At 72.6% G+C, this 13,881-nt stretch carries 11 protein-coding genes and 1 riboswitch; of the genes, 4 read left to right on the top strand and 7 right to left on the bottom strand.

From position 1 onward, the window contains the following. Positions 1-61: 61 nt before the first annotated feature. From OC439_RS03775 to OC439_RS03755, 5 genes are all read right to left on the bottom strand, one after another. A complete protein-coding gene (locus tag OC439_RS03775; protein ID WP_262012206.1) occupies positions 62-1,654 on the bottom strand; it encodes a glycosyltransferase in 1,593 nt (530 codons plus the stop codon). Positions 1,655-1,752: 98 nt separating this feature from the next. Further along, a complete protein-coding gene (locus tag OC439_RS03770) occupies positions 1,753-3,435 on the bottom strand; it encodes a glycosyl transferase family 1 (protein ID WP_262012205.1) in 1,683 nt (560 codons plus the stop codon). Further along, positions 3,432-4,463 (bottom strand): Gfo/Idh/MocA family protein, encoded by a 1,032-nt coding sequence (locus OC439_RS03765; RefSeq protein WP_262012204.1) that lies wholly within the window; start codon positions 4,461-4,463, stop codon positions 3,432-3,434. The genes OC439_RS03770 and OC439_RS03765 overlap by 4 nt, the downstream gene beginning before the upstream one ends. Further along, a complete protein-coding gene (locus OC439_RS03760; protein WP_262012203.1) occupies positions 4,460-5,566 on the bottom strand; it encodes a DegT/DnrJ/EryC1/StrS family aminotransferase in 1,107 nt (368 codons plus the stop codon). The genes OC439_RS03765 and OC439_RS03760 overlap by 4 nt, the downstream gene beginning before the upstream one ends. Positions 5,567-5,717: 151 nt before the next feature. Then, positions 5,718-6,350 carry a TetR/AcrR family transcriptional regulator gene (locus OC439_RS03755; RefSeq protein WP_135239215.1) on the bottom strand — a complete coding sequence of 211 codons (633 nt, stop codon included), beginning with the start codon at positions 6,348-6,350 and terminating at the stop codon, positions 5,718-5,720. A 155-nt stretch (positions 6,351-6,505) separates the two neighbouring features. On the opposite strand from OC439_RS03755, the gene OC439_RS03750 reads away from it, so the two are divergent. From OC439_RS03750 to OC439_RS03735, 4 genes are all read left to right on the top strand, one after another. Further along, complete coding sequence (locus OC439_RS03750; protein ID WP_262012202.1) at positions 6,506-7,408, top strand: ABC transporter permease; 903 nt, start codon at positions 6,506-6,508, stop codon at positions 7,406-7,408. Beyond that, entirely contained in the window at positions 7,401-8,201 is an 801-nt protein-coding gene (locus OC439_RS03745; protein WP_135239213.1) for an ABC transporter ATP-binding protein, read from the top strand. The genes OC439_RS03750 and OC439_RS03745 overlap by 8 nt, the downstream gene beginning before the upstream one ends. A gap of 105 nt (positions 8,202-8,306) precedes the next feature. Beyond that, the gene (locus tag OC439_RS03740) at positions 8,307-9,809 is read left to right on the top strand and encodes a bifunctional cytidylyltransferase/SDR family oxidoreductase (RefSeq protein ID WP_262012201.1); all 1,503 of its coding nucleotides are present in this window, start codon (positions 8,307-8,309) and stop codon (positions 9,807-9,809) included. Between the two features lie 19 nt (positions 9,810-9,828). Further along, positions 9,829-11,505, top strand: coding sequence for a CDP-glycerol glycerophosphotransferase family protein (locus OC439_RS03735; protein WP_262012200.1), 1,677 nt, complete (start codon positions 9,829-9,831; stop codon positions 11,503-11,505). Between the two features lie 37 nt (positions 11,506-11,542). On the opposite strand, the gene OC439_RS03730 is transcribed toward OC439_RS03735, so the two are convergent. Then, positions 11,543-12,289, bottom strand: a complete 747-nt coding sequence (locus OC439_RS03730; RefSeq protein WP_262012199.1) for an alpha/beta fold hydrolase — start codon at positions 12,287-12,289, stop codon at positions 11,543-11,545. Positions 12,290-12,552: 263 nt separating this feature from the next. Next, the gene (locus OC439_RS03725; protein ID WP_262012198.1) at positions 12,553-13,395 is read right to left on the bottom strand and encodes a C39 family peptidase; all 843 of its coding nucleotides are present in this window, start codon (positions 13,393-13,395) and stop codon (positions 12,553-12,555) included. Between the two features lie 193 nt (positions 13,396-13,588). After that, positions 13,589-13,731: riboswitch (cyclic di-AMP (ydaO/yuaA leader) on the bottom strand. Positions 13,732-13,881: the final 150 nt, after the last annotated feature.

Below are 13,881 nucleotides of genomic sequence, written 5' to 3'. Positions count from 1 at the left end.
GCAGGCGCAACGAGTGCGGGGCCCGGCCGGTCGGCCGGGCCCCGCTGTCGTTCTCCGCCGGTCAGCGCACCGGCACCGCCGTCCGCTGGTTCGGCACCGCCGTGACGGCGGTGTCCGCCTCCGCCGGCCGCGCCGGCCCGGGGTGGTTCGGCAGCAGCCGGGTGTAGACCTCGTCCATCACCCGGGCCTGCGCCTCCCAGGTCCACTGCTCCAGCACGCCCGGCCGGTCGTACGCGGCCCGGTAGCGCTGCGGGTCGGCCAGCACGGTACGCACCGCCCGGACGTAGTCGTCCAGGTCCTCGGCCCGGAAGACCTCGCCGTGCCCGGTGGCCCGGGTCGCCTCGGCCATCGTCCGCACGTCGCTGACCACCATCGGCAGGCCGCCGTGGGCGTACTCGAAGAACTTGGTGATCAGCGCGATCTCGTGGTTCGGCTTGTGGTGGATCGGGATGACGCCGAGGTCGGCCGGGGCGACGAACGCGGACACCTGCCAGTGCGGCACGTACGGCAGCAGGTGTACCCGGTCGGCCACGCCCAGTTCGGCGGCCAGTTCCTCCAGCTCGTACATGATCGGGGCCTTGCCGTTGGGGTGCACCGAGACCAGCGCGACGTGCGCCTCGGGCATCTCGGTGAGCCCACGGATCATGATGTCCACGCCGCGCGACGGGTTGATGCCGCCGCAGTAGACGAGCAGCGGCGTGCCGGCGTCGATGCCGCACATCGCCCGGATGTCCGGCACCGGCGTGGCCCGCTGTTCCGGCGTGAGCGACCGCGGCGGCGCGTTCAGCACCACGGCCGGCTGCTCGGGCAGGTCGTGGCTCTCCCGCAGCAGGTCGGCCAGGGTGGACGAGACGGTGATGACCGCGTCGGCGTACGGCGCGTGCTCCCGCACGTAGGCGATCTGGGCGGGCAGCCAGCGCAGGTTGGCCGGGCGGCCGATGATGCCGGGGACGAACTCGTGCGCGTCCCAGAGCAGCTTGACGTCGCGTCCGCCGGCCCGGGCCCGCATGACCGCCCGCGCGCCGACGCCGAGCATCCGGAAGTCGTGCGCGTGGATCAGGTCCGGCCGCAGCTCGTCCACCACCGAGGCGAAGGCCAGCTCGAAGTCCCACAGTTCCGGGTCCAGCCGGCGCCAGGCCCGGTCACCGTGCACCCGCTGCCAGAACCGCAGCGCGGCGCGGTCGAGCCGCGAGTCCGGGTTCTGCTGGCTCTCCTGGAGCCGCCGCAGCTGCGCGGAGCGGAACTTGACCCACCGGAACATCGTCTTGTTGAGGAAGTACGGCGCGGCCAGCCGGGCCTTGCCGGCCAGCTCGGCGAGGCGGGGCCCGCCCGCCGCCCGGTTCACCTTGATCTCGGAGAGACGGAACGTCAGGTCGTCCCGGCGGGCCCGCAGCGTGTTCAGCCGCCGCTTGGCGTCCGGTCCCGGCTTGTAGGCCAGCGGGCGGCGCAGCAGCGCGCGGCGGTACGCGACCGGGTGGGTCAGCCGCCGGGGCATCCGGATCAGGCGGACCTCGGCGTCGCCGATGCGCCAGGTGTCCTCGGTCGCCGCGCCCTTGAGGATGCCGACCAGGATCACCTCCCAGCCGGCCTCGGCGGCGGAGCGGGCGGCCTTCTGCACCCGGGAGTCGCCGTGGACCCCATTGTCGACCAGCATCACCACCCGTCCCCGGGTCGGTCGGGCATCGCTACTCGGGACAGCTTGCATCGGGTGCTTCTCCTCGTTGGCGGGGCGGTGCACGGACGGTCGGCGGGTCACCGGAGGAAGGCGTCGAATGCCTCGGCGGTCCGCCGGCCGTCGTGGTGGTCACGGACGTAACGGGCGCCCTCCGCGGCCAGGGCGACCGCGGCGGGCCTGTCGTCGAGCAGCGACTCGATCGTCTTGACGAGCGTGCCGGGTGTGGCGTTGGCGATCGGCGGCTGGACCCCGGCGGCCCGGTGCGGTCCTTCACTCACGTACGCCACCACGACCTTGCCGGCGGCCATCCCCTCACAGGAGAAGGTGCCGTAGCTGCCCATCACCAACTGGTCGACCACGATGTCGCAGTCCTGCACCAGGCGGCGCATCTCGCTGTGCGGCAGACCCTCCACCAGGCGCAGTTCGATGATCCGTCGATCGTGCAGCTCCTGCAACCGGGGCAGGAGCCGATCGGTGCCCTTGGTCCAGCGGTTGGACGGGGCGTGCAGCACCACCGGCCGGGTGCGTTCCAGCACCGGGCGGTCGCAGGCCCAGGCGTCCACGTCCACGATCAGCGGCGCCCAGGTGGCGAACGGCACGTCGTCCAGCAGGTCCGGCGTGGTCACGAAGAACGGCAGGCCGCTCTCCTCGGCCGTACGCCGGTTCTTCTCGGCCACCACGGTGAGCCGCTCGCGCAGGTCCTCCGGCGCGTCCCGGAACGCGGACTCGGCATGCCGTTCCAGGTGCGCGCCGGGGTGGCGGATCTCACTGCCGTGCGCCAGCAGCGCGACCTTGAGGCGGGCCCGGCGCAGCGCGGGCAGGTCCGCGGCGATGTCGTCGCCGTTGAGCCGGCCGAGCACCGGACGGAACGCGTCCACGATCAGGTGCGTGTAGAAGCCGAGCACCCGCGCGGCCTGCTGCATCTGCACGTCGAGCCGGTGTTCGCCGGGGAAGTGCAGATACCGGTCGGCCGGGTAGCGGTAGGTGGCCGGTGGCTTGGCTACGACCAGCTCGATGCCGACGTCCGCCCGCGCGGCGCTGATCGCCACCGCGAGGGCGGAGAGCTGCCCGGCGTAGTTCGCCGTGCCCAGGCCCAGCCGGACCGGTCCGGCGCCGAGCGCCCGCCACCGGCCCGGGGTGCCGGCCTCGACCGGCTCGACCGCCGGCTCCTGCGGCTCCGGCGCGTCGTCGTCGCCCCGCTGCCAGGCCCGTTCCACCGCCTTGGCGAAGGAGGGCACCGAGCCGGGCGCGTAGAAGTCGCCGGCCCGGTGGCGGGCCAGGTGCTCGCGGACCACCCGGTTGTCGGCGGCGACCACCCGCAGCCCGGCGGCGAGGCAGGTGTCGAGGAGCCCGAGACCGGCGTCCGGCGCGAACCCGAACACGGCCACGTCCCCCGAGGCGAGGAACGCGGCCGTCATCGTGCGCGGGCGCGGCACCGGGTGGACCCGGCGCCGGGCCTTGCCGGCCCGGCGGACCAGGTCCTGGGCGGCCGCCTGCTCCGCCGGGTCGCAGAGCAGTGCCAGGTGGAACTCGGGCAACCGGGCCAGGGCGCGCAGCACGCCGTCCAGCGCCCGGTCACCGGTGATCCCGCCGGCGTGCACCAGCAGCGGCGTGCCGGCGGGAAGTTCACACAGTTCGCGTACCGAAGGGGTCTCCCAGGGGCGCGTGCCGGCGGCGGCCCGGCGGAGCGCGATGCGCCACCGCCGGGGAATCCGCCGCCGCACCGCGGAGACCGTCCGCCGCACCGGCGCCGGGCTCATCGCAGTGCCGGCTCCGCGTCGTTGCCGCTGGCCGCGACGGACACGACCTTGCCGTCGGCGGACGACTCCAGCAGGGCGGCCGCGACCTGCACGGTACGCAGACCCTGCCGCAGCGTGACGATGTCGCTCTGCTTGCCCTCCACCGCGTCCCGGAAGCGCTCGTGCTCGACCAGCAGCGGCTCGCGCTTCGGGATGGCGTAGCGGACCATGTCGCCCTCGGCCACGCCGCGGAACGCGCGCAGCGCCTCCCACTCGGTGTCGATGGCGGCGTTGGCGTAGAACGTCAGGTCGGCGGTGAGCGTGTCGGCCACGAAGCAGCCCTTGTCACCGGTGACCACGGTGGACCGCTCCTTGAGCGGGCTGAGCCAGTTCACCAGGTGGTTGACCATCGTGCCGTCGGAGAGCTGGCCGACCACCGCGACCATGTCCTCGTGCAGCCGGCCGCTTCGCGAGACGGTGCGGGCGGCGACCGAGGCGTACTGCCGGCCGGTCACCCAGGCGGTCAGGTCGATGTCGTGGGTGGCCAGGTCCATCACCACGCCGACGTCGGCGATCCGGTGCGGGAACGGGCCCTGGCGCCGGGTCACGACCTGGAACACCTCGCCCAGCTCGCCCGCCTCCAGGCGGGTCCGCAGGCTCTGCAGCGCCGGGTTGTAGCGCTCGATGTGGCCGACGCCCGCGACCAGGCCGGCGTTCTCGAACGCCTCGACCAGCCGGGTGGCCGCGTCGACGGACTGGGCCAGCGGCTTCTCGATGAGCGCGCAGACGCCGTTGGCGGCCAGCTCCATGCCGATCGGCTCGTGCAGCGCCGTCGGGCAGGCCACCACCGCGTAGTCGACACCGAGGGCGAGCAGGTCGCTCAGCTCGGGTACGACAGGGGCGCGCAGCGTGCCGGTCACGTCACCGGCCGGGTCGACCACGCCGACCAGCTCGACACCGTCCAGGTTGGACAGCACACGGGCGTGGTTGCGCCCCATCGCGCCGAGGCCGATCAGGCCGGCCCGCAGCTTCCGTCCGCCGTCGCTCATCGGGCACCGCCGGCCAGGTTCGCGCCCTCGGCGATCCGCTCCAGCTCGGCCTGGCTCAGCGACGGGTGCACCGGCAGCGAGACCACCTCGGCGGCGGCCCGCTCGGTCTCCGGCAGGTCCCACGCGCCCGGCTTGCCGTCCACGAGGTACGGCTTGAGCCGGTGGATCGGAGTCGGGTAGTAGACCGCGTTGCCGATGCCCAGCTCGGTGAGGCGGGCCTGGGCGGCGTCCCGGTCGCCCCGCACCCGCACCGTGTACTGGTGGTAGACGTGCTTGGCGCCGTCGGCGACCGGCGGGGTGACCATGCCGGTGATCGCCGAGTCGAGGAACTTGGCGTTGGCGCGGCGCTGCTCGGTCCACTCGGCGAGCTGGGTGAGCTGCACCCGGCCGATGGCGGCGGCCACGTCGGTCATCCGCATGTTGGCGCCGACGATCTCGTTGGCGTACCGCTGCTCCATGCCCTGGTTGCGCAGCAGCCGCAGGGTGCGGGCGAGGTCCGCGTCGGCGGTGGTGATCATGCCGCCCTCGAGGGAGTGCATGTTCTTCGTCGGGTAGAAGCTGAAGCAGCCGGCGGTGCCGAAGGCGCCGACCGGGGTGCCGTTCAGCTCGGCGCCGTGCGCCTGCGCGGCGTCCTCGACCACGGCGAGGCCGTGCTGCTGCGCGATCTCCATGATCCGGTCCATCGCGGCCGGGTGGCCGTAGAGGTGCACCGGCATGATCGCGACGGTCTTCGGCGTGATCGCCGCGGCGACCGCCTCCGGGTCGACGCAGAAGCTGCCCGGCTCGATGTCCACGAAGACCGGCTCGGCGCCGACCAGCCGGACCGCGTTGCCGCTGGCGGCGAAGGAGAACGAGGGGACGATGATCTCGTCGCCCGGGCCGAAGCCGAGCGCCATCAGCGTCAGCTGGAGCGCGGAGGTGCCGGAGTTGACGGCGACGCAGTGCCGGCCGCCGACCAGGTCACCGAACTCCTCCTCGAACGCCGCGACCTCGGGGCCCTGCACGACCCGGCCGCTCCGCAGCACCCGGACGGCCGCCTCGATCTCGGCTTCGCCGATGATCGGCCGTGCGGGGGGAATGAACTCTGGATGCGGCCCGGCCATGGGGCTTCCTCCTGTCGACGCGTGGTTCATGGGAGACATTTCGGGGGATGGTACCGCTCTGTCGTGAAAACCAGCCGTTCGCACTGATTGTCCGACCGGTTGTGACCTTCTGTTCATGATCGGCGACGGACCTCCGGGGGTGGCCCGGGGCTCACACTTCCACCTCGTCGCGCACAGGCTCAACGCATGCTACCCGCAGGGCGGCGACGATCGCGGCCGCCATCCGGGGCACCTCGGCGGGCTCCAGCGGGGCCCGGGAGATCGCCATCCGCCAGTAGACCGGACCGACGATCAGATCGACGGCCGCCCGCCTGTCGGTGGCCGGGGACAGCTCGCCGCGCTCGACCGCGCGGCCGATCAGGATCCGGCCCACCGCCTGCTGGTAGTCGTCCAGGGCGGCCTGCAACTTCTCCGCGATCTGCGGGTTGCGGGCCGCCTCGGCCAGCAGGTCCGGGATGATCTGCGCGGCCAGCCGGTGACGCAGTGCACGCGCCATCACGTGCAGCAGGATCTCCAGGTCACCGAGGAGGCTGCCGGTGTCCAGCAGCGGGATGTTCCGGCCCGCCACCGCCGAGACCATGTCCAGCACCAGATCGAGCTTGGAACGCCAGCGGCGGTAGATGGCGGTCTTGCTCACACCGGCCCGGCGGGCCACCGCCTCGATGGAGAGGCGACCGTAGCCGACCTCGGCCAACTCCTGCATCACGGCGGCGCGGATGGCACTGGTGATCTCCCCGCGCAGCACCGCCGCGCCGGCCGGAGCACGCCTCTTCTCGGTCGTCACGTGGAACAATGTAGCGCAACGACGGTACGGTTGCGTCCCGACGTTCGGTGGACTACCTTCCATGCAGCAGCGAGGCGGCTCCTCCCCGCCCGGCCACGCTGGATCTCATTCACCGCACTGCTCCCCATCAGCACGAAAGATCGGAGCGCCTGAACATGGCCAACACCGCGGTGGCCGACCCCGAATCCGGACTGACCCGGGCCCAGCTGGCCCAGCGGTACGGGCTACGGGTGGCCGGGGAACGACCCGCCCTGGGTGAGTACGCCCGCCGGTTGTGGGCGTACCGGCACTTCATGACCGCGTACTCGCGGGCGAAGGTCGCCTCCTCGCTGAGCAACACCCAGCTCGGCCAGCTCTGGCAGGTGCTGACACCGCTCACCAACGCGGCCGTCTACTTCCTGATCTTCGGCGTGATCCTGGGCCAGCACCGGAACGTGCCGAACTTCATCGCGTACCTGTGCACGGGCGTCTTCATCTTCATCTTCACGCAGACCGCGGCCTCGAACGGCGTCAGCGCGATCACCGGCAACCTGGGCCTGATCCGGGCGCTCCAGTTCCCCCGGGCGGCGCTGCCGATCACGGTCACGCTGGTGCAGCTCCAGCAGCTGCTCATGTCGATGGTGGTGCTGGCCGGCATCGTACTCGTCACCGGCGAGCCGCTCACCTTCCGCTGGGTCCTGATCCTCCCGATGCTGCTGCTCCAGACGATCTTCAACGTCGGGCTGAGCATGGTCATGGCCCGCCTCGGCTCCAAGGTCACCGACCTCAAGCAGGTCATGCCGTTCGTGATGCGCACCTGGCTGTACGCCTCCGGCGTGCTCTACCCGGTGACGCTCATCCGCGAGCACCTGCCGAACTGGGCGGCGAACATCCTGGAGTGGAACCCGCCGCTGGTCTTCATCGAGCTGGCCCGCTACGCGCTGCTCGACTCGCACCAGGCACACCTGGTGAGCTCCCCGGCGAAGCTGTGGGCGCTCGGGGTGTTCTGGGCGGTCGTGATGGGCGCCGGCGGGTTCGTCTACTTCTGGCGCGGAGAGAAGGAGTACGGCCGTGGCTGAGCAGACCCTGCCGTTGAACGCCGGCCCGGTGACCGACTCGGGCCGCGTCCCCACAGTGGTGGTGGACGACGTGCACGTGATCTACCGGATCCACAAGGGCGCGACCGGCGGCACCACACCGGTCTCCGCGCTCAAGCGGATCGTCTCCCGCACCAAGGCGCCGAACATCCGCGAGGTGCACGCGGTCAAGGGCGTCAGCTTCACCGCGTACGAGGGTGAGGCGATCGGCCTGATCGGCAGCAACGGCTCCGGCAAGTCCACACTGCTGCGGGCCATCGCCGGGCTGCTCCCGCCGGCCCGCGGCGCCGTCTACACCCAGGGCCAGCCGTCGCTGCTCGGCGTCAACGCCGCGCTGCTCAACGACCTGTCCGGTGAGCGCAACGTGGTGCTCGGCTGCCTCGCCATGGGCATGCACCCGGACGAGGTCAAGAAGATCGCCCCGGAGATCATCGAGTTCTCCGGGATCAACGAGCGCGGCGACTTCGCCTCGCTGCCGATGCGCACCTACTCGTCCGGCATGGGCGCCCGGCTGCGCTTCGCGATCTCCTCGGCGAAGAAGCACGACGTGCTGCTCATCGACGAGGCGCTGGCCACCGGCGACCGCAAGTTCCGGGTCCGCAGCGAGCAGCGGGTCCGCGAGCTGCGCGACAGCGCCGGCACCGTCTTCCTGGTCAGCCACTCGATCGGCTCGATCCGGGACACCTGTGAGCGGACCATCTGGCTGGAGAGCGGCGTCCTGAAGATGGACGGCCCCACCAAGGAGGTCTGCGACGCGTACGAGAACCAGAAGTAGCGCGTCGGAGCGCACCGCACCGGGTTTCCGCCCGGAGCGGTGCGCTCCCGCGTACGCGTTAAGGTTTTCGGACCCATCCCCTTTCACCCAGAGTGAGGTACGGCAATGACGCAGGACCACACCACCGCACCGGACGCCGCGCCGGCGAGCCCGGCACCCTGGCGCCCCGCGCGTACGGTGGCCGTGATCCTCGCCGGGGGGACCGGTACGCGCCTCGGGCTGGGCATCCCCAAGCAGCTCCTCAAGATCGCCGGTAAGCCGATCATCGAGCACACCCTGGCCGTCTTCGAGGCCGCGCCGGAGATCGACGAGATCATCGTGCTGATGGCCACCGGTCACGTCGACGACGCGCGGCGCATCGTCGCCGACGCCGGCTTCCGCAAGGTCACCAAGGTGATCGAGGGCGGCGAGACCCGCAACGACACCACCCGGATCGCGCTCGACGCGGTCGGCGAGGGCGACGTCAACATCCTCTTCCACGACGCGGTCCGCCCGCTGGTCAGCGCCCGGATCGTGCGCGAGTGCGTGAACGCGCTCTGGACGTACTCGGCTGTCGACGTGGCCATCCCGTCCGCCGACACGATCATCCAGGTCGACGCGGACGACTGCATCACCGACATCCCGGTGCGCTCCCGGCTGCGCCGCGGCCAGACCCCGCAGGCGTTCCGCTCCGGCACCATCCGTGAGGCGTACCGGCGCGCCGAGGGCGACCCCGACTTCGCCGCCACCGACGACTGCGGCGTGGTGCTGCGCTACCTGCCCGGCACGCCGATCAAGGTGATCGACGGCTCGGACGAGAACATCAAGGTCACCCACCCGGTCGACGTGCACCTGGCCGACAAGCTGTTCCAGCTCGCCGCCGCGCAGGCGCCCCGGCTGACCGACCACCGCAGCTACGCCGAGGAGCTGACCGGCCGGACCGTCGTGGTCTTCGGCGGCAGCTACGGCATCGGCCACGACCTGGCCGAACTGGCCCGCTCCTACGGCGCCCAGGTCTTCCCGTTCAGCCGCTCCACCACCGGCACGCACGTCGAGCGCGCCGAGGACGTGGCCGCCGCGCTGAAGACCGCCTTCGAGGCCACCGGCCGGATCGACCACGTGGTGGTCACCGCCGGCATCCTGGAGAAGGGCGCGCTGGCCGAGATGGACACCGAGACGATGGACCGTCTCCTGCACGTCAACTTCGTCGGCCCGGTCACCATCGCGCGCCAGTCCCTGCCGTACCTCCAGCAGACCAAGGGCCAGCTGCTGCTCTACACGTCCAGCTCGTACACCCGGGGCCGGGCCCGCTACGCGCTCTACTCGGCCACCAAGGCCGCGCTGGTCAACCTGACCCAGGCGCTCGCCGACGAGTGGGCCGAGTTCGGGGTACGCGTCAACTGCGTCAACCCGGAACGCACCGCCACTCCGATGCGGACGCGGGCGTTCGGCGAGGAGCCGGAGCACACGCTGCTCTCCTCCGAGGCGGTCGCGCAGGCGTCCCTGGACGTGCTGATCTCCGAGCTGACCGGCCAGGTGGTCGACGTGCGCCGGTCCCCCGGCGAGCAGGTGGCCGCCGTACCGGCCCAGCCGGGCCCGCATCGGTCCGAGCTGTCCGCCGACGCCTGAACCCGACGGGACGTACCAGATGCGTGGTGACCTGGTCCGCAAGCTGATCGCCCGGGGGCTGACCACCGGGCTGGCGGTGCTGGCCTTCCTCGTCGTGGCGCTCACCGGCGCCACCGGCTGGGGCCTGGCCCTGGCGGTCGCGGCGCTGGCCGCCACCGCCTGGGAGCGCCGCGTCCGGCCGTCCGCCGACGGGCTCGCCGAGACGGTGCTCGTGGCCGCCGGCATCCTGGTCGGCTACGCCCGGCGCCTCGACGACGGCTTCGACCCGGCGCTCACCGCCACCGCACTGGTGCTGCTCGGGCTGGTGCTGCTGGTCGGCCCGCTGCGGCAGGCCGGCGCGCTGGAGATCCGCGCGGCGAACCTCCCGGTCCGCACGTGGACACCAGTGGTCGCCGCCCGGCTCGGCGACGCGCTGCTGGTGCTGCTCGCCGTGGTGGCGCTCGCCGCCGCCCTGACGCTGCCCGCCTGGACGGCGCTGGTCGCCGCGCTGCTGGTCGGCGCCGGATGCGGGGCGGTCGCGCTGGACCTCGCCCGGCGCCGGTTCCGGCCGCCAGCCGGAGGTGGACCGGTCGGCCGGGCGCTGCGCCGCCACCAGCCCGAGTTCGTGCTGCACTTCTCCGCGCCGCCCGGCTCGGAATACCAGGTCACCATGTGGCTGCCGTACCTGGAACGGATCGGCCGCCCGTTCGTGGTGGTGCTGCGCGAACCGGAGCTCCTGCCCGCGGTGGCCGCCGCCACCCGCGCCCCGGTGGTCCTCTGCCCCACGCTGAAGGCGCTGGACGAGGCGCTGGTGCCCAGCCTGCGGGTCGCCTTCTACGTCAACCACGGCGCGAAGAACGCCCACCTGATCCGGTTCAGCCGGCTCACCCACGTGCAGCTGCACCACGGCGACAGCGACAAGGCCCCCAGCGCCAACCCGGTCTCGGCCATCTTCGACAAGATCTTCGTGGCCGGTCAGGCCGCGATCGACAGGTACGCCCGCGCCGGCGTGGAGATCCCCGCCGACAAGTTCGTCGTGGTCGGCCGTCCCCAGGTCGAGGCCATCGAGGTACGCCGGGAGCCGATCACCCCGGCGGCGCACCCGACGGTCCTCTACACCCCGACCTGGACCGGGCACCACGCCGACGCCAACTACTGCTCGCTGCCGGTGGCCGAGACGCTGATCCGCCGGCTGATCGACAGGGGTGCCGCGGTGATCCTGCGCGCCCACCCGTACACCGGCAAGAACCCGGCCTCGGCCCGTCAGCTCGCCCGGCTCACCGAACTGCTCGCCGCCGACCGGGCGAAGACCGGCCGGCCGCACCTGTTCGGCGCCGCCGCGAGCCGCGAGCTGACGCTCACCGAATGCGTCAACCGCGCCGACGCGCTGGTCTCCGACGTCTCCGGAGTCATCTCCGACTGGCTCTACTCCGGCAAGCCGTACGCGGTCACCGACACCGGCGCCGACGGCGAGCACTTCGTCGAGCGGTTCCCGCTCGCGGCGTCCGGCTACGTGCTGCGACGCGACATGTCCAACGTGGACGAGGTGCTCACCGACCTGCTGGACGCCGACCCGAAGGCGGCACAGCGCTGGGCGGCACGTACCCGTTACCTGGGCGACTTCCCCGCCGACGCCTACGCCGAGGCGTTCCTCTCCGCCGCCCGCCGGGAGCTGGAGCCCGACTGGGCGGTCCCGGGGCCGCGCGCGGCCCGCTAGAAGCGCGAGCCGGCCCGTCGCGGGCCGGCTCGCCCGCTCAGAGGTACGGGTCGAGCAGGGCGAGCACCGCCTCCGGGTCCTCGACGTGCGCGTTGTGGCCCAGCCCGGGCAGCGTCGCCACCGGCACGCCCAGTTCCTTGAGCTGCGCGTCGGTCACCATCGTGTCCGCCTCGCCGCGGGCCAGCAGCACCGGCACATCGGTGGCCGCCAGCAGCACCGGCAGCCGGGGCTCCCCGACCGCGAACGCGGCCGGGTCCATAGCGAGCCGCCAGCGGCCCTCCTCCCGCCGCAGTCCCGCCTCCACCACCGGGTGGTCCGGGGCGAACAACCCGGCGAGCCCGGACACCCGCAGGTAGCGGCGGGCCGCCTCGTCACGGGTGGCGAACCAGGTGACCGGCCGGGCGGCCAGTTCCGCCGACTTCGCCAGCTCGGCCGGAGACCAGACCGCCTTGATGCCGAGCCCGACCACCGCGTCGACCGGAAGCCCGCGCTGCCGGGCCGCGAGCGCCAGCGCCACCACCCCGCCGAGCGAGTGCCCGAGCAGCACCAGCCGGTCGTCGGGGCCGAGCCGCACCGGCCCGAGCCCGTCCACCACGCGCTGCGCCAGGGCCTCGAACGAGTAGCCGTGCAGCGGCGGCGACCAGCCGTGACCGGCCAGGTCGGGGGCGAGCCAGCGGCCGGGCCAGCGGCGCTCCAGCAGCGGCGCCCAGGGCAGCCACACCTCGCCGGTGGCACCCATGCCGTGCAGGAGAATCAGGTGCCGCTTCCCCGTCGCATCGCCCATTGGCGCAGTCTGCCACCGCCCGCCCCGGACACGCGAGACCGAACCCCGCCGACCCCCTCGCCGCGGCTCCGGCCGCCCACACGCCGCCCTCACCCTCGATCTTGGAGTTGTGGCACCTTCCATAGCGGGCGAGCCGGGCATACTGGGCGCCACAAGTCCAAGATCGGCGCGCCGAAGGGGGCCGCGCAGGGGCCGCGTGAGGGGCCGGGACGGGGAAGGCCGGCGCCCCGGGTGGGGTGCCGGCCTTCGGGGCTGTGGGACGGTCAGGCGGAGTAGCCGCGGCTGGCGATCCAGTGCGCCAGGTCGATCGTGGTGACCCAGTACGAGGGCAGCGACGGGTCGGCCGAGTCGGCGATCCGCACGGTCCGGCCGTCGTCCTTGTAGCCGACCACCGCGACGTAGTGGCCGCCCGGGAACGAGTGCCAGCCGCCGTTGGTGTCGGTGGCGGTACCGGCGACGTTCGCGACGACCCCGCGGCCGTTGCTGATCGCCTCGACCACGTCGGCCTGGAGGCGGTCCATCTGAGCCGGGGTGGCCGAGCCGGGAATCATGCGGGTCCGGTACGGGTTGCCCTTGACCTGCTGGTTGAGCACCCGGGTGGTGTCCTCGGCCGAGTTGGTGCCCATCTCGGTGGTGCCGAGAGGGCCGGCGAGCGCGTCCTGGCTGCGCTCGATGCCGGCGGCGCTGAGCGCGTTGCGCACCGCGGCCGGGCCGCAGTAGAAGTAGTTGATCTGCGCCTGGTAGTCGTAGTCGAGCGACTTGCTCGACGGCGGCTTCGGCTTGGCCTTGGGCGTGGTGTCCGGGTCGGCGGCGGCCTTCGCGGACGGGGAGGCGCTGGGCGAGGCGGAGGCACTGGACGACGCCTGCGGCACGGCGATGCGGGCCTCGCTGCGGCTGGCGGGCTGCTCGCCGAGGCGGGCGGCGCCGAGGTCGGCGACCGCGGCGGTGTTCTCCTGGACCGGGGCGTCGTCACCGGCGGTGGCGACGGTTCCGGCACCGGCGGCCAGCACGAGCGCGGCGGCCGATCCGGCGATGATCTGGTACGGGCGTTCGGTGACGATCCGTCGCAGCTGACGCTTCAGGTGGTGCTTCACGAAATCCTCCACGGGGCGTGAGCGGCACACGCCGGCCCGGCACGCGGAGGAACTCACACGTGCTGGCGGGGCCGGATGGCCGGGGGATCGGGAACGCCCGTGATGCCGGGCGCCCAGGGGGCGGTTGCCGGTCGCGCGTCAGGCGCGGACGGGCACCGCTTCGCCGTGGAGGCGGGGGGACGATCGAGGGGTGGGCAAGAGGGGTTACTCCTTCCGTGGCCGCCGACCGGGTTAGCTGACGGATTCGGGCGGGAAGTACGCCCTACCGCGGGCCGTGGGCTCGCGGATTCACCCCGATGGTGCTCATGGGTCCCCGGTTCGTGGAACACGATTAGGCGGGTCGGCGCGGCGTCGCCGTCGGCGATCGATTACCGCATCGGACGCGCCGACACTACCGGTGGGTATGTCCCCTGCCAAGCGCTCCCACCTGCGTAAACGTGATCCGCGGTAAGGGATTTCGGAACACCCGGTTACTGACTTCGCTCAATGGGACAAGCA

Source organism: Micromonospora sp. Mcm103, assembly GCF_024519755.1.
Lineage (GTDB): Bacteria > Actinomycetota > Actinomycetes > Mycobacteriales > Micromonosporaceae > Micromonospora > Micromonospora aurantiaca.
This window is presented reverse-complemented; position numbering and strand designations above follow the sequence as displayed.